At 40.1% G+C, this 17,898-nt stretch carries 16 protein-coding genes; 11 read left to right on the plus strand and 5 right to left on the minus strand.

What is annotated here, in order from left to right; translation table 11 throughout:
* Position 1: 1 nt before the first annotated feature.
* Entirely contained in the window at positions 2-232 is a 231-nt protein-coding gene (locus TOL2_RS10120) for a hypothetical protein (RefSeq protein WP_014957379.1), read from the minus strand.
* 491 nt (positions 233-723) lie between these two features.
* Here TOL2_RS10120 and hemL point away from each other — a divergent pair, with 491 nt between their 5' ends.
* From hemL to TOL2_RS25150, 11 genes are all read left to right on the plus strand, one after another.
* A complete protein-coding gene (gene hemL / locus TOL2_RS10130) occupies positions 724-2,007 on the plus strand; it encodes a glutamate-1-semialdehyde 2,1-aminomutase (protein WP_014957380.1) in 1,284 nt (427 codons plus the stop codon).
* Positions 2,008-2,013: 6 nt separating this feature from the next.
* Positions 2,014-3,399 (plus strand): UDP-N-acetylmuramate:L-alanyl-gamma-D-glutamyl-meso-diaminopimelate ligase, encoded by a 1,386-nt coding sequence (gene mpl / locus TOL2_RS10135; protein ID WP_014957381.1) that lies wholly within the window; start codon positions 2,014-2,016, stop codon positions 3,397-3,399.
* Positions 3,396-3,596, plus strand: coding sequence for a hypothetical protein (locus TOL2_RS10140; RefSeq protein WP_041279409.1), 201 nt, complete (start codon positions 3,396-3,398; stop codon positions 3,594-3,596). The genes mpl and TOL2_RS10140 overlap by 4 nt, the downstream gene beginning before the upstream one ends.
* Complete coding sequence (locus tag TOL2_RS10145; RefSeq protein ID WP_014957382.1) at positions 3,593-4,030, plus strand: bacteriohemerythrin; 438 nt, start codon at positions 3,593-3,595, stop codon at positions 4,028-4,030. Before TOL2_RS10140 ends, TOL2_RS10145 begins: the two co-directional genes overlap by 4 nt.
* A 230-nt stretch (positions 4,031-4,260) precedes the next feature.
* Positions 4,261-5,622, plus strand: coding sequence for a cytochrome c biogenesis protein ResB (gene resB, locus TOL2_RS10150; protein WP_148278095.1), 1,362 nt, complete (start codon positions 4,261-4,263; stop codon positions 5,620-5,622).
* Between the two features lie 5 nt (positions 5,623-5,627).
* Complete coding sequence (gene ccsB, locus TOL2_RS10155) at positions 5,628-6,461, plus strand: c-type cytochrome biogenesis protein CcsB (RefSeq protein WP_014957384.1); 834 nt, start codon at positions 5,628-5,630, stop codon at positions 6,459-6,461.
* A 208-nt stretch (positions 6,462-6,669) separates the two neighbouring features.
* Positions 6,670-7,341: a menaquinone reductase multiheme cytochrome c subunit QrcA gene (qrcA, locus tag TOL2_RS10160; protein WP_014957385.1), complete on the plus strand. Its 672-nt coding sequence runs from the start codon at positions 6,670-6,672 to the stop codon at positions 7,339-7,341.
* Positions 7,342-7,387: 46 nt separating this feature from the next.
* The gene (gene qrcB, locus TOL2_RS10165) at positions 7,388-9,523 is read left to right on the plus strand and encodes a menaquinone reductase molybdopterin-binding-like subunit QrcB (RefSeq protein WP_014957386.1); all 2,136 of its coding nucleotides are present in this window, start codon (positions 7,388-7,390) and stop codon (positions 9,521-9,523) included.
* Positions 9,524-9,553: 30 nt separating this feature from the next.
* Entirely contained in the window at positions 9,554-10,414 is an 861-nt protein-coding gene (qrcC, locus tag TOL2_RS10170; protein ID WP_014957387.1) for a menaquinone reductase iron-sulfur cluster-binding subunit QrcC, read from the plus strand.
* Positions 10,415-10,447: 33 nt separating this feature from the next.
* On the plus strand, positions 10,448-11,701 hold the full coding sequence (gene qrcD / locus TOL2_RS10175) for a menaquinone reductase integral membrane subunit QrcD (RefSeq protein WP_014957388.1): 1,254 nt from the start codon (positions 10,448-10,450) through the stop codon (positions 11,699-11,701).
* Between the two features lie 26 nt (positions 11,702-11,727).
* A complete protein-coding gene (locus tag TOL2_RS25150) occupies positions 11,728-11,886 on the plus strand; it encodes a hypothetical protein (protein WP_173391123.1) in 159 nt (52 codons plus the stop codon).
* Between the two features lie 556 nt (positions 11,887-12,442).
* Here the strand turns inward: TOL2_RS25150 and TOL2_RS24110 are convergent.
* The 4 genes from TOL2_RS24110 to cheB all read right to left on the minus strand — a co-directional run bounded on the left by TOL2_RS24110 (position 12,443) and on the right by cheB (position 17,896).
* A complete protein-coding gene (locus tag TOL2_RS24110) occupies positions 12,443-13,765 on the minus strand; it encodes a (Fe-S)-binding protein (protein WP_014957389.1) in 1,323 nt (440 codons plus the stop codon).
* A 19-nt stretch (positions 13,766-13,784) separates the two neighbouring features.
* Positions 13,785-14,129, minus strand: coding sequence for a CGGC domain-containing protein (locus tag TOL2_RS10190; protein WP_014957390.1), 345 nt, complete (start codon positions 14,127-14,129; stop codon positions 13,785-13,787).
* Positions 14,130-14,444: 315 nt separating this feature from the next.
* On the minus strand, positions 14,445-16,766 hold the full coding sequence (locus TOL2_RS23595) for a response regulator (RefSeq protein ID WP_014957391.1): 2,322 nt from the start codon (positions 16,764-16,766) through the stop codon (positions 14,445-14,447).
* 59 nt (positions 16,767-16,825) lie between these two features.
* Entirely contained in the window at positions 16,826-17,896 is a 1,071-nt protein-coding gene (cheB, locus tag TOL2_RS10200) for a chemotaxis-specific protein-glutamate methyltransferase CheB (RefSeq protein WP_014957392.1), read from the minus strand.
* Between the last annotated feature and the right edge of the window lie 2 nt (positions 17,897-17,898).

Below are 17,898 nucleotides of genomic sequence, written 5' to 3' on the forward strand. Positions count from 1 at the left end.
ATTAATTGGTATTGTTTTTAATATGACGGTAGACCCGGATCATTTTAATTAAAAAACTGATCATCAGGGTTAAACTAATCAAAATAATAAAACTTGCTGCAAAAAAAGTCATAATAAAATTAAAAGGATTATTCAAAGAATAGGCACTGATTAACAGATCCAATCCAAAGATCAGAAAAAAAATAGAAACCAGCGTCATTATAACCTGAAAAAACCACCACCTGTATTTCATAAAGAAATATTTTCCTTTTGTCATGTTTTATAATTGCAACATCAGGGGGCTGATTCTACAGTGTTGATGCTGAAAAATCAAATCTATTTGCTTTTTAAAAATCCACAGCCTGACTTATTTGTTTTGGGGAAAAGGTAACCTGGGCAAGATTGGGGTTTAAAATAAAGTCAAGGGGAAAGATTCTCGTAAGATCCTTTTTATAAAACAATGGTTTATTATTAATTGCTGCTGTCGGCGAGGCATTACCCTGGGTGTCCTGGCTTAAGTTCCTGCCATTTTCATCCACAGTTTTATTATTTTATCTTTTATGTGTCTGTTTGAGTCGTCCTGTTTACGGTGATATCAGTAGCCTGCCCGGGCAGTTAAATTTTTATTTCGTTTTTTCGAAAGGATGGGTTACAAAAAAGCGGTTGACCCTTTAATTCCAGGTTTGATATATTCATTTGTTTATGATGATGAAATTTAAGTTTTTTTAAATGAAGGGGAAAAATATGTCTACAGCAAAATCAGAAAACCTTTTTAAACAAGCTCTGGATTTAATACCGGGAGGGGTAAACTCCCCGGTAAGAGCTTGTGGATCTGTCGGTGGCCGGCCAGTGTTCATAGAAAAAGGAAACCAGAGCAGGGTTTATGATGCTGATGCAAATGAATATATTGATTATGTGCTTTCCTGGGGTCCTTTGATTTTAGGACACCGACCGCCTTGTGTTATCAAAGCCTTGAAAAAGGTAATTGAAACCGGGACCAGTTTTGGTGCGCCAACTGAACTTGAAACAGATCTTGCCCGTCTTGTGGTAGAACTTGTGCCTTCTGTGGAAAAAATAAGAATGGTTAATTCAGGCACGGAAGCAACCATGAGTGCGGTTCGTCTTGCCCGCGGATATACCGGCAGGGACGTAATTATAAAATTTGACGGCTGTTATCATGGTCATGCCGACACCCTTCTTGTAGCAGCAGGGTCCGGGATTGCAACACTGAATATCCCGGGAAGCCCCGGTATACCCAAGTCAGTTATTTCAAATACATTGTCTTTGAAATTCAATGACATTGATGGGTTTGTAAAAATAATGGAAGAAAAGGGAGACAAAGTTGCCTGCGTCATTGTTGAACCTGTTGCCGGTAATATGGGTATGGTGCCTCCTGTAAAAGGTTTTCTTGAAACCTTGCGGGAAGTTACATCAAAATTTGGGTCACTTCTTATCTTTGATGAGGTGATGACAGGATTCAGGGTTGCAAGAGGATCTGCCCAGGGTCTGTTTGGCATAACACCGGATCTGTCCTGCTTTGGAAAAATTATTGGCGGTGGCTTGCCTGTCGGGGCCTATGGCGGCCGCAAAGAGATAATGGATCATATCGCACCCGTGGGAACCGTGTACCAGGCAGGAACTCTTTCCGGCAATCCTCTGGCAATGGCAGCAGGAATTGCCACTTTGACGGAGCTTAAGAAAAAAGGTGTTTACAAAGCCCTGGATGATAAAACAGAAAAATTGATGACCGGTTTACAGTCTGCTGCGGACGATAACAACATCAGCTTGAAAACAGGCCATATCGGTTCCATGGCAGGATTCTTTTTTACAGGAGAAGATGTTCATAATTTTGATGATGCTAAAAAATGTGATTTGGAACAATTTGCAAAATTTTATCGGATCATGCTTGAAAAAGGGGTATACCTTGCACCATCACAATTTGAAGCCTGCTTTTTGTCCCTGGCCCATTCTGATGATGATATTGATAAGACCATTGCAGCTGCACAGCAGGCAATGGCAGCTTTGTAACCTGACATGGTAAAAAAAATACATTTGATTGCCGCCTGCGGCACCGGAATGGGAACCCTTGCCTGCATTTTAAAGGATATGGGATATTCAATATCAGGTTCCGACCAGAATGTTTATCCGCCCATGAGTGATTTTTTAGCAGACAAGGGGGTCAAGCTTTTTGAAGGATATGATGAGGCAAATCTGGATCATTCGCCTGATCTTGTGGTTATCGGCAATGCAATAACACGGCAAAATCTTGAAGCCCAGGCAGTATTAAAAAAAAAAATTCCCTATATATCAATGCCCCAGGCCGTGAATAAGTTTATTGCAAAGGATAAGAAAATCATTCTGGTGACGGGAACCCACGGGAAAACAACCACCTCGTCCATCATGGCTCATATTCTGTTTGAGGCGGGAATGGACCCGTCTTTTATGATCGGAGGTATTTTAAAGGATTTTAATTCAAGTTTCAGGATAGGAAATGGTGAGTATATGGTGATTGAGGGGGATGAATATGACACGGCTTTTTTTGATAAAGGGCCCAAGTTTATGCATTATGATCCCGACATAACCATCATGACAGGAATTGAATTTGATCATGCAGATATTTTTACAGGCATTGATCATATCAAGAAAGTTTTTTCAAAGTTTGTAAAAAAAAACGAAAAAACCAGTCATATCATCGCATTTGATAACAATGACAATTTAAATCAGATTCTTGCCGCTTCAAAAGCATCTGTTGAGACCTACGGAAATAAGGGTCAATGGTCTTTTTCAAATCATATGCAAAAAACATCAAAAACTTTTTTTGATGTTCAAGGGCCTGATAAAGCCATTTGTGTTGAAACAGACCTGGTTGGCCGGCATAACCTGTTTAATTGTCTTGCCTGCATTGCTGCAGCCCATAGGATCGGCATTAATGATCAAATCGTATGCCGTGCTTTGAAAACTTTTTCCGGCATCAAAAGACGACAGGAGGTTAGGGGCATAAAACACGGTATTACGGTAATGGATGATTTTGCCCATCACCCCACAGCAGTCAGAGAAACCATTAAGGCGGTAAAACCATTCTATAAAGACGGCAGGGTGATTGCAGTGTTTGAACCCAGAACAAACACAAGCATGCGAAATGTTTTTCAAGATATCTATCCTGATTCATTTTTGGATGCAGATATGGTGTGTGTTTGTGAGCCGGGAGTTAAAAAAAATATACCTGAAAAAGAAAAATTTTCCACCCGAAAACTTGTGGCAGACATAGAGACAAAGGGGATATCGGCATATCATTTTGAAAACAGTGATGCAGTTATAAATTTCTTGAAGCCTGAATTAAGAAGTAACGATCTTGTTTTAATCATGTCAAATGGCGGATTTGATAATATTCACAACAAATTACTTGAGTCTATTGAATGAAAAAAAAGATCATATTTCGTATTATTGGAATTGGTATCTTTCATATGGTGTTATATTTATATATTGTTCCTTTTTTGATTTATCCAAAATTTGGCGATAGTGGGTTTAATTTTGCAGTCTTAGTTGCCATTATTATTTCTATAGCTGTTTTGGGAACAATGTTTTTTGAAAGAAGAATAAAAGGAGATAAAAAATGATTGATATTGAAAAAATAGAGTGGGACCCCAAATATAGCGTTGATATTGAAGAAATAGATGTGCATCAGAAAAAGATGTTTGAATTGTTCAACCAGTTGATTGACATGAAAAAAACAAAAACAGACAACAAAGACTGTATCAATATGATTTCCGATATAAACGAATACAGTAAATTTTATTTCAGTTCAGAAGAAAGATACTTGAAAAAAAAAGGATATCCTGACTTCGGAGCCCATGCAAAGGCACATCGCCAATTTACCAAGGCATCCATCACTTTGCGGCGAGAGATTTCCGACGATATTGGAAATTTAACAGGTGAGGTCATAAAAGAATTAAGAGACTGGTTGATAGATCATATCCTTACTTTGGATTCTTTGTATATTCCGTTTTTAAGAATTGATAAGTATATAGAAGACTCAAAACGTAAAAATTAAAAGCTTTTTTAATTTGGGAATACGGAACATTATCAATTAATCATGTATGTGAAAATATTTTGCGGACAAAGGATAATTTTGATATACAAAAAAGAGTTTTAACCTGATTGTCATGGCTATAGCCGTGATTATAAAATGATGATAACGACTGTTTTTTTTAGTTAATCAAAAAAACTTTGACGGCCCTTTATCGTATCGAAAAAAAACAAACAAGAAAGAAAGAAAAAATTTTGAAAAAAAATCAAACAATTCCCGAATTAATCTGGCGGTTTTTTTGTTCTGTAAAACTGACCGTTTATCTGCTTGTGCTTCTTGCCAGCACATCTATTATCGGAACGGTTATCCTTCAGAATGGAACAGGCCAGCAATATGTAAAACTTTATGGCGAAGCGTTTTATAAACTGATTAAGGTTTTAAATATTGATGATATGTATAATGCATGGTGGTTTCTTGCCCTGATCTTTATGCTGTGTATCAATATAGTTGTGTGTTCAATTGAAAGGCTTTCCTTTACATGGAAAATTATTTTTCCCAAAAAAATTACATTTAATCCTGAACGATTCAGGAAACTGAAAAATTGTGAAGCTTTTACGGTTGATAAAGATGCTTCATCCTTGTCCGAAGCTTATGAAAGCGTTTTATTCAAAACAATTGGAAAAGTCATTAAAGAGAAAAACGACACCGGGATAATGATGTATGCGGAAAAAGGAAGGTGGACAAGAATTGGTGTGTATGTAGTTCATTCCAGTATTCTTTTGTTGCTCATCGGGGCATTAATCGGGTCTGTTTTTGGATTCAAGGCCAACCTGCAATTGGATGAGGGAGAAACCTCTGACACGGTTTTTGTCGTTAAAAAAAGAGTGCCGGTAAAACTTGATTTTTCCATCCGGTGTAATGACTTTGATGTTAAATTTTATGATACAGGCGCACCTGAAGAGTTTAAATCAAATTTGACGATAATTGAGAACGGCAAAGAAAGCTTTACCAAAGATATCCTTGTCAATCATCCTCTCAGATACAAAGGCATCAATATTTTTCAATCCTCTTACGGCACGGCTAAACCGGACAGGGTCCAGCTTGATATGATCCAACATTCTGACAACCATGTTACAAGCAAAATCGTAAAAATCGGAGATGAAATTCAATTGCCCCAGGACCAGGGATTATTCAAGCTTGAAGGGTTTTTGCCCCATTTTGATTTCAGAGGTCATAATCTTGGAGAAGCATTTATAGGAAGAATCACACAAAATGACGGCAAAAGTTTTCAAATTGGTATTCCCGTCAAATTCCCGACTTTTGATAAGATGAGAAAAGGGACCTTTGCCTTTGTCATCAAAGAATTTGAAAAAAAATACTATACAGGTCTTCAGATTACCAAAGATCCTGGAATATGGTATGTTTATTCAGGCTTTATCCTGATGATTATCGGATGCTGGATTACTTTTTTTATGTCGCATCAGTCCTGTTATATTGAAATTAAATCCTCCCAAGGCAATGGTTCAAAGGTTTTTGTTTCAGGCAGCACCAATCGAAACCGCCAGGGAATGAAACTTAAAATTCAAAAAATTGTAACAAAATTAAAGGATAAGTAATTCTTATGAATAGTTCTCTTGCATTATCGTCTGCAACATTTATTTATGCGCTGGCCTCGGTTTTTTATATCGGGTCTTTTACCTTTAAAAAGCAAGTCCTTTCAAAACTTGGTTTTATTGTTCTGGTAATAGGGTTTTTGGCGAATACCGCCGGCATCATTCTACGGTGGATCGAGTCTTATCAGATGGGATACGGTCATGCACCTTTTGCCAATATGTATGAATCCCTGGTGTTTTTTTCCTGGACGGTTGCCATCCTTTATATTTTTGTTGAACTAAAATACAAAGAACGTATTATCGGCGTATTTGCATCTCCCCTGGTATTTCTTGCCATTGCCTATGCATCCCTTTCTCCTGATATCAGCAGTAAAATTTCCCCCTTAATCCCGGCACTGAAAAGCAATTGGCTCATCGCCCATGTCATTACCTGTTTTTTAGGTTATTCAGGTTTTGCCGTAGCTTTCGGTTTCAGTATCATGTATTTTGTCAAACCCAAAAACCCTGATGCCAAATCCATATTTGCAAAGCTTCCTTCGTGGGAACTCATTGATGAATTGACGTATCAGATGGTGGTTTTCGGATTTCTTTTCCTTACCATCGGCATTATTACCGGTGCGGTCTGGGCCAATTCAGCATGGGGTAAGTACTGGGGCTGGGACCCCAAAGAAACCTGGTCTCTTATCACCTGGTTTGTTTATGCTATTTTTATGCATTTAAGAATGATGAAAGGCTGGTATGGCAGAAAGCTTGCCTGGGTTTCCATTATCGGTTTCATAGCTGTTTTGTTTACTTATTTCGGAGTAAATTATTTGCTTAGCGGGCTTCATAGTTACGCTTAACCATCCTTGATCATTGCCGGTGTTGTCTTAATTTGTCTTGACAAGAAAACAAGATATTAATATAGATTAACGCAAATTATGGACGTGATTGCAAAACAGTTTAAGATAACTGTCTGCAAAGGAAATAGTCCGGGTTAAAGCTTTGATAGATTGTGGCCCGGATAAAATGGTTAACGTATCATCAACATTTTAAATTGATGGAGTTTTCATGAGTGAAATAGAAAACAAAACTGAAAATGGTTCTATGGAGAGTGCGGGGGAATGCACTGCCGGAGATGCAAAAGATGATAAAGGATTAGGACTTGGCATCATCTTTTTTATTGTTGCATTTGTTGTATGCTTTTTATCCGGTACTCTGTTGTTTCCCAAATTGCTCTATTCAAAAAAAGAGCAACCTTTTAATTTTGATCACGCGCTTCATGTTGGTGAGGCCGGTGATTGTGATGCTTGTCATTCTTTTAGAGAAGACGGCAGTTTTACCGGTATCCCCAAGCTCGCTGCCTGCCTGGATTGTCATTCTGAAGAGCCATTGGGTGAGACAGAAGATGAGGCCCTGTTCGTAGAAGAGTATGTGGCAAATGAGAAAGAAATCCCATGGTATATTTATTCGCAACAACCGGATTGTGTCTTTTTCTCCCATGCGGCACACACCCAGGCTGCTGGTATGGATTGCGTAGCATGTCATGGCCCGATTGGAGAATCAACATCTTCAAGACCCTATGAAGAGAACAGAATTACCGGCTATAGTCGTGATATCTGGGGTAAAAATATCTGGGGAATTAAAAAACATTCCTGGGATCGTATGAAGATGGATGACTGCGCAGAGTGTCACAAAGAGGAAACAGGCCACCAGGGATATTGTTTCCAGTGCCACAAGTAAAAACACCTGAAACACAAGAATTCAAAACTTTATAGAGGAATAATTTATGAAAGTTGACAGAAGAAGCTTCTTGGGATTGGGACTTGGCGCAGTTGCGGGTATTGCAGTTTCCCCTGTGGGGATTAAACTTACAGATGATTCTTCCATCTGGACCCAGAACTGGCCATGGACTCCTGTCCCTGTTGACGGAGAAGTAAAATATGAAAGTTCGGTTTGCAGCCTCTGTCCCGGAAGCTGTGGTATAAATGTCAGGAAAATAGACGACAGGCCCGTTAAAATTGAAGGCCTTGCAGACCATCCTATAAATGCCGGCGGTGCCTGCCTTCATGGAATTGCCGGTCTTCAGTATTTGTATGACCCTTCAAGAGTTAAAACTCCATTAAAAAAGAATGGTGATAACTTCGAAGAAATATCCTGGGATGATGCTATTGCACTTGTCGCTGAAAAACTTTCTGCTATACGGAAAAGCGGATCACCTGAAAAACTTGCCTGCATCACAGATAATGATCAGGGATCGGTTTGCGGCCTGTTTAAACGCTTGCTCAAAACATTTGGTTCTCCCAATTTTTATACCATGCCAAGCCTTGAATCTTATCTTGAAATGACGGCAGCAACAGTACATGGTAAAGGGAATACAATTGGATTCGATCTTGAAAATTCAAGTTTTGTTTTAAGCTTTGGCGCAGGGATCATCGAAGGTTGGGGGTCTCCTGTTAATTGCTTTAAGGCAAATGCATCCAGAAAAGAAAGGCATGCAAAACTTTATCAAATTGAGCCTCGGTTATCCAATACTGCTGCAAATGCTGATAAATGGATACCCATAAAACCTGGAACCGAAGCGGATCTGGCCCTTGGAATGTGCGCGGTTATTTTGAAAAACAACTTGTTTGACAGTGCAGCTGCAGCTAATTTTAAAGGTGGATTGAACAAATTGGATGCATTGCTCCAAAAGGATTATACTCCTGCAAAAACGTCTGAAATTACCGGGGTAAAAGTCTCTGATATTGAAAAAATCGCCACTTTGTTTGCCAAATCAAAGATGCCGGTTGCAGTTTTTGGCAAAGGCCGTGGCAATGGTTCCCAAAGTCTGAAAGAACTTGTTGCTGTTCATACCTTGAACTGTCTGGTGGGCAATATCAATAAAAAGGGTGGTGTTTTTGTCCAGCCCCAAAATGAGTATCTTAAGTTTCCGAATAAATTAATGGATGGCGTTGCAGATACCGGAGTTGCAAAAAATAGAGCAGGACAAGAAATCAACCAGCTTTTTGAAACAATAACCAAATCTTCAAAACCTGCTGTTGAAGCTCTTTTTGTCTACAATGCAAATCCGTGTTACGAGTTGCATGATTCCAAGCGTATCAAGCAGGCCTTTGAAAAAATTCCTTTTGTTGTGAGCTTTTCTTCGTTCCTTGATGAAACAGCAAAACAAGCGGATATTATTCTGCCAAGCCATACGTTCATTGAACGACTTGAAGACGTTCCTTCAGGTGGCGGGCTTTCAAAGAAGGTTGTAGGGCTGACCAAGCCTGTGAGCAAACCGGTATTTAACACGAAAAATCCCGGAGATACTCTCATCTTGATTGCAAAAGCCTTGGAAGGCAATATTGCCCGGAGCTTTGACTGGGAATCTTATGAACAATGTCTGGAAAGTGTTACTCCTGGCATCTGGGATGCCTTGTCAGAAGACGGTTATGCTGTTTTGTCCGAAGGCGTTCCAACCCGTTTAGTATCTGTTAATGTCTCTTTTATTGCCGATAACCCTGCAAAGGTTCAGGCCCAGGGAGATTATGAGCTTACATTGATCCCCATTGACAACATAAGACTGATCAGTTCAGGAACTTCTGCATCTCCTTTTGCCGTTAAGACGGTTTCAGATAAGGTTTTAAAAGGCATGGACAGTTTTGTAGAGATTAATCCTTTAACTGCCAGGGGCTTTGGTCTTAAAGATAATGGTTATGCTACATTGACAACACCCATGGGCTCAGCCCGTGTGATGGTAAATTTTAACGAAGGAATGATGCCGGGTGTGATCGGAATGGTCAAAGGCCTTGGTCATACCTTTGATAATAAGTATGTGTCAAACAAAGGTATCAATGTAAATGACTTAATCGGCCCGGTAATTGAATCTGGTTCAGGACTGGATGCTGCCTTTGGAATTAAAGCAAAAATTTCCAAGGCCTAAATTAAGGATAAATTGCTAAAGAGGTTCTTAATGAAACAAGAAAATAACAAAGCACATAAGTTCGGAATGGTTATTGATCTGGACAAATGCACCGGATGCGGGTCGTGCATGGTTTCGTGCATGTCTGAGAACAATGTTCCGTTTAAGGAGGATGAGTCCAATAAAAAGGATAGCATCACCTGGATGCGTGTTTATAAATTAACAAATGGTAAATCCTTTCCTGATACTGAAATTGCATATGTACCAAGGCCTTGTCAGCACTGCGGAGGAAAAGGTGATCATGGTCACTCTCCTTGTGTTTCCGTTTGCCCTGCCACTGCAACCGACTATGGCTATGATACGGGAATTGTCAGCCAGATTTATACACGCTGTTTTGGATGTCGATATTGCATGGGAGCATGCCCCTATCATGCAAGGTATTTTAACTGGTGGGACCCCAAATGGCCCGAAGGCATGGAAAAATACCTGAGTCCCAATGTATCTCCGAGGATGAGAGGGGTCGTGGAAAAATGCAGCTTCTGTTATCACAGATACCAGGCTGCAAGGGATACTGCATACGTTGAAGGCCGTGATGATATTGAGGAACACGAATATCAGACTGCCTGCACCACAGCTTGTCCGGCAGGTGCAATTGTATTCGGGGATCTTAATAATCCCGATCATCAGGTCCATAAGATTGTCAAACCTGATCCCCACCCTGATCCAAGAAACAAACATGTGGTCGGAAAATCAAGAAATCCTAAAGTATTCAGGCTTCTTGAACGACTTGGAACCAATCCAAAAGTTTATTATCTTTCCGAACGCGAATGGGTTAGAAAAGCAGGTGATAATTACCTGGATGGCGAGTGGGATAAATTTAAGAATCATCATGGGTCTTCATCCCATGATTAAGATATCCGAAATCTTATTTAGGAGTGAATAAATATGGATTCTGCATTAATACCTGAAGGTGCAAAACGGTGTTCATTTCCAAAATTCACCATTGGAATTGCAATCGTTGGTGCCGTACTTCTTTGGGGCGTTTATGCCATGTTCCTTTGCTGGTTTAAAGGCCTGAACCAGACCAATATGAATGATTATTACGGATTTGCCCTTTGGATCTGGGCTGATCTTGCCGTCATTGCAGTTGGGGGGGGCGCATTTTTTACAGGGCTGTTGCGATATATTTTTAAAATTGATGAGCTGAAAAATATCATAAATTTTGCCGTTATCATCGGTTTTATCTGTTATAGTTCGGCATTGCTGATTCTTGCCATTGATATTGGACAGCCGCTTCGGGGCTGGTTTATTTTCTGGCATGCCAATGTTCATTCAATGTTGACAGAGGTGGCATTTTGCCTGTCTTGTTATTTTGCGGTATTGACTATTGAGTTTATCCCCAATATTCTTGAAAACCGTCAGGCTAACAAAGTGCCGTTTTTTCATCACCTTGCACATAATATGCATGGTGTGATGGCTATTTTTGCCGCAACCGGTGCTTTTCTTTCTTTTTTTCATCAAGGATCTCTTGGCGGGGTTGCAGGCGTAATGTATGGCCGTCCTTTTGCCGTCAGGGAAGGTCTGTTGATCTGGCCCTGGACTTTCTTTTTGTTTACATGGTCTGCGGCTGCATTCGGTCCTTGCTTTACCCTTCTGGTGACAAAAATAACTGAAGTTATTACCGGAAAAAAACTGGTTAAAGATAATGTTGTAAATCTTCTGGCCAAAATATCCGGTTGGATGATAACCACCTATATCGTTGCCAAAATTATTGATACCATTTACTGGGCAAGCGTAACAGTCCCAAGTCTTGGATTTAAGCTAAGTCATTTTTATACTGACAACAGTTTTTATGGATACTGGATACTGCTGACTGAAATTGTATTATGCGGCATTGTTCCGGGTTTGATTCTTATCAAAAAATCAACGCGTGAAAATCCGGCTTTGAGACTTATTGCAATTACTCTTGGTGTTATCGGGGTTTGTCTGAACAGATGGGTCATGGTTCTTCAAATCATGGCGGTTCCGGTAATGAGTTTTGATACCTGGGCACTTTATATTCCAAGCTGGCAGGAAGTTGCAACTACTGTTCTGCCCGTGGCCTATGGAATCATCCTGATTGCCATTACATATCGTTACCTTCCTGTTTTCCCCCAGGAGCAGGAACTTAATTCAAATCCAGTGGCAGAGACGGAATAACCTTTTTTGCATAAAGGAGAAAGATTATGTTTCCATTTTGTTTTGAATGGGCATGGGATATCGGGCACGGAATCTTCTTTGGTGGATTCTGGTATGCCATTGGTATTCTGGGTGCCGGCATGACATTCTGTGTTTTAAAAGCAGTTTATGACACCCTGAATGATAGTGGAGATTCCCATCATTAGGCAGAGTTAATCAATTTCATATAGTTTTAAATTTGAATAAAGCGCATTCACGGGTTTCTATAAACGATCCTGGAATGCGCTTTAATTTTTTTATCAATCACTCAACTTCCGGGAATATTTCTTTTTGGATAAATTGAATTTTGATTTCATTATTTGAAGCAATTTATTCAGCATTGTTTGTTATTGATTAGGCTTAATCAAGAAAAATATCTGAGTGCCTCATAACATTATAACATTAGATGGGTATGTGTAAGAAACTTGTTAAACGCGGAGTCTTCCGGAAATTGGCAGCTAAAAAAAGGACGGTGGACTTTATTCTGGAAAACGGCCTTAACATCAAGCCTAATCAATCATTTTCTATTAATGAATTAGGCTGGTGGAAATAAGGTCAAATGACAAAATGAAGAAGGCATTGGTTTGGTATTTATCAATTGATAAAAGTGATATGGGACTGTGTATGGACACATAAGAAAGGTTCTTTGGTCTGGAGGGGAGGTCACTGTTGGGACTTCCCCTCCGATCCAATATTCATTTTTTAGCTTGATGGTTTTGGAGGTTAAAGAGCCGTTTCCGGGTGAAATACGTTAACATCTTTCAAGTCATCTCCCAGATATTCCCGCTCATTTGGCCCTAATATTCCTAATGACAGGCAAATCAAAGTCCATAGATGAACTACAGGGTAATTCCCACCATAATGCTCGCTCAGTTCATGGATCTGGGCATGACAATTATGACAGCCTGCAATGCAATAATCGGCCCCTGTGGCCTTGATTTGATTGTCTTTTAATCTTCCGTATTCGAGTCGCTCCTCTTTAAACCCTGATTGGAGAAAACCGCCGCCGCCGCCGCAACAATAATTATTAGATTTGTTTGGCTGCATATCTACAAAATTTTCTTCTCCAACAACCGATTTTACAACAAAACGCAAATCATCGGCAATGGGATCACCATAGCTTTTTCTGACAATTTGACATGGATCCTGTACGGTAAATTTTATTTTAAGATCTTTATTCCAATCGGAATTGACCTTTAGTTTTCCTTCACGGATCCATTTTGCATAATATTCATATATGTTTTTAATTTCAAAGTTATGCTCAAGGTTGTATTTTTTCACTCCGGCCCGGACTGAAAATGTTACGTGACCTCATTCGGTATTGAGAAAGGTCTTACACCCAAGCTTGTTGGCCTGATCCACTGTTGTTCCGGTTACCTTTTTCCATGCATCGTCATCCGCCAGGAACATGCAATAGTTTTCACCTGCCCATCCTCGACTGCCATAGGTCCAGTCAACGCCAGCCAAGTGAAGAATTTTCCATTGGGGTATCATTTCGTCAGGTTCTGTCACAGGTTCCCTGGAATTCTGGTTCAGAAAAAATTCAGCACCTTCTTTATCAATAGGGGCCTGCATATCTGCGAATTCAGGCTGAGCCTCCCTGTATTCTTCCAATACATCACCGACGACAAATTCAAAATCCTCCGGAGAGGCTCCCATGGCACTTGTACTTTCATTTCTCAGGGCCATGTCACAGGACCCAAGGATACCTGTAGGTCTTTCTTCTCTGGGGCGAAGTGCTCTGGCATTAAAGACCAATTGGGGGATATCGATCTGCATGGGACATACATAAATGCAACGCTGGCACATGGTACACATCCAGGGCCAGTCAGATTTGGCGATTTCATCATCCATACCTAACGCAGCCATTCGAAGAAATTTTCTGGGATCCATATTATCAAGTCCTGTGGCAGGACACCCTGAGGCGCAAGCGCCGCAAGTTAAACAAGCACTTAAATTGCCGCCTTCAGGCAGCAATTCTTTGACTTTGTTCAAAAAAATATTTTTTCGGTTTTTATTTCCAAGCCTAATGACAGCTTCTGCCATTGATCATTCCTTTCAATTTTTAATGGTAATCGTGGGTACCTACAACAACACCAATTCCGGTTTTCTTTTCTATGATGTCTGCCAGGTCCTTTGCACCGGTATAGGGACATCCCGGAACGGCATTGGCCAGGCAGGAACTCAAATATATTTTATCAGGTTTGATTTCAGACAATTTCATTGCCATGCCAATACTGGGAACAACGGTTCGTCCGGGGCATTCACATTTGACAAAACCAATAACCTGGGATGGATTTTCGAATGTGCCATCGCCCTGTGCGGCTGCCTTCAAGCAACGCCATTCGCCCGGGCAGCCATATCCCTGGTCCATATATGAACCGCATCCGACAACCACTACTTTTTCCATTTTTCAACCTCTCCTTGATTTAGAGTCATCTTAAAACTTAAATCCCAGTTTTGTATAGATAGCATAATGCATGCCAAAAAACATACTTGTCAATATTTTCTGAAAAATCTATAAATTTAGCTGGTTATGATTTGGAAAAGTGCCTATTTGTTTTGAGTGGTTGCGATTATGCGACCATTTATCCATTAATAGTATTAAATCTGCGACGTATTGTTAAGTTCTACACTAAATTTACTTGATTAAGGCTTGAATTCTCAAAAAGCCAAAGGCAAACGTTTGAAGTCTTGCTTGAAAACATTAACCTCTCTGTCCTCTCTATGAGGCCGGCACAGATTCATCCAGCACGTCACGAATTTTCTGGGCAAAATCCCTCATTACAATCGGTTTCATCAACAAACCTTTAATGCCCAAAGACGCTGCTTTTTCTTCAGAAATTCTTTCACTGAATCCTGTGCAAAGCAATATGGAGATATCAGGGCGTATTCTTGCCATCTCAGCAGATAATTTATCTCCCGGCATGTTTGGCATTGCCATGTCTGTAATCACCAAGTCAAATTTATCGGGATTTGTGTGAAAAACTTCAAGAGCTTCAATGCTGTCGGTACATGAAGTAATTTGGTATCCTAAACGCTCCAGCATCCTTTTCTCCATTAAAATGATTGCATTTTCATCATCCACAAGCAAAAGTCTTTCTGTGCCTCCCTGAATTAACTTTTTTGTTAGAGAATCCTGTTCTTCAGAAGAACTCCTCGCTACAGGAAAATAGACATTGAATTCACTGCCTTTGCCAGGCTCACTATGTACCCGGATAGTTCCACCCATTCTATTCACAATGCCATGCACCACTGAAAGTCCCATGCCTGTGCCTTTTTCTTTTGTGGTAAAAAACGGGTCAAAGATTTTTTCAGTTATATTTTTATCCATACCTATACCGGTATCAGCCACTGTCAAACAAGCATAGGTTCCTGGCAGCATATCAGGGATTATTGCGTTATTCCTGCTCAATTTAACTTCTTTGAGACTAACTTTCAATTCACCGCCAATATCTTGCATAGCATGATAAGCATTGGTTGTAAGATTCATCATAATCTGATGAATTTGTGTGGGATCAGCTTTGACTAAGCCACAATCGGTTTCAATATTTTGTTTTATTTCAATTGTTGTAGGAATTGTGGATCTGATAAGTTTTAATACTTCTTTAATAATAGGCTGAGTCTTTGTCAGTATTAATTCAATGCTTTCTTGACGTGAAAAAGTAAGAATTTGTTTAACAAGGTCCCTTGCCCTAAGGGCTCCAATATAAATTTCATTCAGATCATCCCTCCATAAGCTGCCTTCAGGGACATCTTCCAAAAGCATTTCCGTATGGCCTACAATGGGAAAAAGTATGTTGTTGAAATCATGGGCTATACCACCTGCAAGGGTGCCAATGGATTCCATTCGTTGTGCTTGTTGCAGTTGGGCTTCAAGCATTTTACGCTCTTTTGTCTGTTTGTCTTTTTGTAACTTTGCATTGAGAAGGGGTGCAAGATGCCCGGCGATTGACTCCATTAGCTGGACATCGCTATTGTCATAGTCTGTTTTCTTATTTCCGACCATTATATTGCCTATAACATTTCCTCTGTGGATAATGGGAACATTCAGGATTCTTGTTATTTGAATATGACCTTCCGGCACCCGGAAGGGTTCGTTGGAATACAAGGTTTCCTTCCCGCTAACTGCATTGCCACTGATGCCGGCCCATGACGCGTGGGGCCATATGATATTTTTATTCGACATCTCGCACTCTTTTTTAACCTCACTTGTAACAGAAGAGCATGTGTATGAACCAGATTCATCAGTGTATCCGTAGATACCATATTCGCTTTTTAAGGCTTTTAAAACAACCTGCAGAACATTTTCAAATAATTTGTCGTCAGACGCAGTGATAAAGACTTGAGATATCTGATTTTTGATCGCCAGCTTATTCTCAGATTGCCGCAACGCTTCTTCAACATGCTTTCTTTCCTCAATTTCTTTTTGCAGTTGAACATTAGATTTTGAAAGTTCAGCCGTCCGTTCCAGCACACGCCGTTCCAGTTCATCCTTGATTTGCTCAAGTTCCTGGTTAGCCTTTTTAAGATCGTGGCTTTTTTGAATGGCAACTTCATATGTAGAAAGCAGCAGGTCTATCATCTGCACTCGTTCGGAAGATATAAAATATTTTTTATCTCTGAAAAATATTTCAATGCCCATCTGCGAGAAGGCACTGTCTCTCATTTCCTTGTTTATGAGGATGTACTTGATTCGCGACAGCAAAAATTGTTCATCAAAAGGTTTGACAATAAAGTTTGTGGCTCCGCAAACCAGTCCGTTAATAACGTTTTCCGGTTCGGAAAGGCTTGTCAAAAGAATTATCGGGATATCCTTTAACTTATCGTTTTTCTTGATCTCGTCACAGAGTTCATAGCCGTTCATCTTGGGCATAACAATGTCGGATATGATGATTGTGGGGATAATATCTTTTAACATGACAAGCGCCTGTTCGCCATCTTTAGCCATTGAGACCTTGTAGCCGTTCTGCTCCAGAAAATATTGAATTTTCAGAGCCTGAGTGGGGCTGTCTTCCACAATTAATAAATGGACATCATCCTTCATGCTTCATTCCTTTGATTGTTTTATTCAATGATCATTTTATTAATATTTAATATCAATTGTTATTGAACAATTGATATCAGTTTATCAGAAATACTTTCCGGGGAAAGTTCATACATGACCGCATCAAGTTTTATCGCCTCTCCGGCCATACCGTGAACCAATGAACTTTTTTTGTCCTGTGCAATTGTAACAGCTCCTTTGTCTCTCATGAGTTTCAATTCATCAGCCCCGTCTTTACCCATGCCCGTAAGCAAGACACCGGATGCTTCGGCACCATACACTTTTGCCATGCTCCTGAAGAGAAACGATATGGCGGGTCTGGAGCTGTTTTCCGGCTCAGCCTTGCTCAAGATGATTTGGTTTGAGTTGTTGACTCCCATGTGATAATCGTCCGGTGCAAAATAGACATGACCCGGGAGCAATATCTCCCCGTGAGCTGCCAGTTGAATTGTACATTCAGTGGTTTGGCCGAGCCACTTTATTAAGCCGTCTATAAAGCCGCTTGAAATATGCTGAACAATCAATATGGGAACGGGAAAATTTTTGGGTATTTTTAAAAGAATTTCCTGTAAAACAAGAGGTCCACCCGCAGATGCGCCTATTGCTATAACACTGATTCTGCCGGATTTTGCTATCTGTTTGGCCACGGGTTTGACCACGGGTCTTGCCACAGGAGGTCTCGTCTCAGGCATTCTTGCCGGTTCCCGTATTGATTTGCTGCGTTTGATCACCTTTACTTCCGACATTAATTTTATATTTTGAAGCAGATCTTCAGAATCACGTTTATAGTCGGGATGATCCATCCCCCATGGTTTGTTTAAAAGGGTTACAGCACCGGCTTCCATGGCTCGGAATACTACGGCAGTATCTTTAATATCATGGATTGAACTCATAATAATGATGGGCACGGGATTGTTTTCCATAATGATGCGGGTTGCCTCAAATCCGTTCATTTTGGGCATGTTGATGTCCATCAGAATCACGTCAGGCTGCTTTTTTTTTGATAATTCAATTGCTTGTTTACCGTTTTGCGCAATTCCCACAATCATAATTTCATCGTCCGAATCAAGAAGATATTTTAGATATTCCATGGTTGTATGTGAATCATCGACTATCAGGACTTTAATCATAA

The organism is Desulfobacula toluolica Tol2, from assembly GCF_000307105.1.
GTDB lineage: Bacteria > Desulfobacterota > Desulfobacteria > Desulfobacterales > Desulfobacteraceae > Desulfobacula > Desulfobacula toluolica.

Excerpts from the sequence above, each read along its gene's own strand:
- TOL2_RS10140 (WP_041279409.1), top strand. The coding sequence starts at position 3,396 with ATGAAAAAAAAGATCATATTTCGTATTATTGGAATTGGTATCTTTCAT.
- qrcB (WP_014957386.1), top strand. The coding sequence starts at position 7,388 with ATGAAAGTTGACAGAAGAAGCTTCTTGGGATTGGGACTTGGCGCAGTT.
- TOL2_RS10190 (WP_014957390.1), bottom strand. The coding sequence starts at position 14,129 with ATGGAAAAAGTAGTGGTTGTCGGATGCGGTTCATATATGGACCAGGGA.
- qrcD (WP_014957388.1), top strand. The coding sequence starts at position 10,448 with ATGGATTCTGCATTAATACCTGAAGGTGCAAAACGGTGTTCATTTCCA.
- mpl (WP_014957381.1), top strand. The coding sequence starts at position 2,014 with ATGGTAAAAAAAATACATTTGATTGCCGCCTGCGGCACCGGAATGGGA.
- ccsB (WP_014957384.1), top strand. The coding sequence starts at position 5,628 with ATGAATAGTTCTCTTGCATTATCGTCTGCAACATTTATTTATGCGCTG.
- TOL2_RS25150 (WP_173391123.1), top strand. The coding sequence starts at position 11,728 with ATGTTTCCATTTTGTTTTGAATGGGCATGGGATATCGGGCACGGAATC.
- qrcC (WP_014957387.1), top strand. The coding sequence starts at position 9,554 with ATGAAACAAGAAAATAACAAAGCACATAAGTTCGGAATGGTTATTGAT.
- hemL (WP_014957380.1), top strand. The coding sequence starts at position 724 with ATGTCTACAGCAAAATCAGAAAACCTTTTTAAACAAGCTCTGGATTTA.
- qrcA (WP_014957385.1), top strand. The coding sequence starts at position 6,670 with ATGAGTGAAATAGAAAACAAAACTGAAAATGGTTCTATGGAGAGTGCG.
- TOL2_RS10120 (WP_014957379.1), bottom strand. The coding sequence starts at position 232 with ATGAAATACAGGTGGTGGTTTTTTCAGGTTATAATGACGCTGGTTTCT.
- cheB (WP_014957392.1), bottom strand. The coding sequence starts at position 17,896 with ATGATTAAAGTCCTGATAGTCGATGATTCACATACAACCATGGAATAT.
- TOL2_RS23595 (WP_014957391.1), bottom strand. The coding sequence starts at position 16,766 with ATGAAGGATGATGTCCATTTATTAATTGTGGAAGACAGCCCCACTCAG.
- TOL2_RS10145 (WP_014957382.1), top strand. The coding sequence starts at position 3,593 with ATGATTGATATTGAAAAAATAGAGTGGGACCCCAAATATAGCGTTGAT.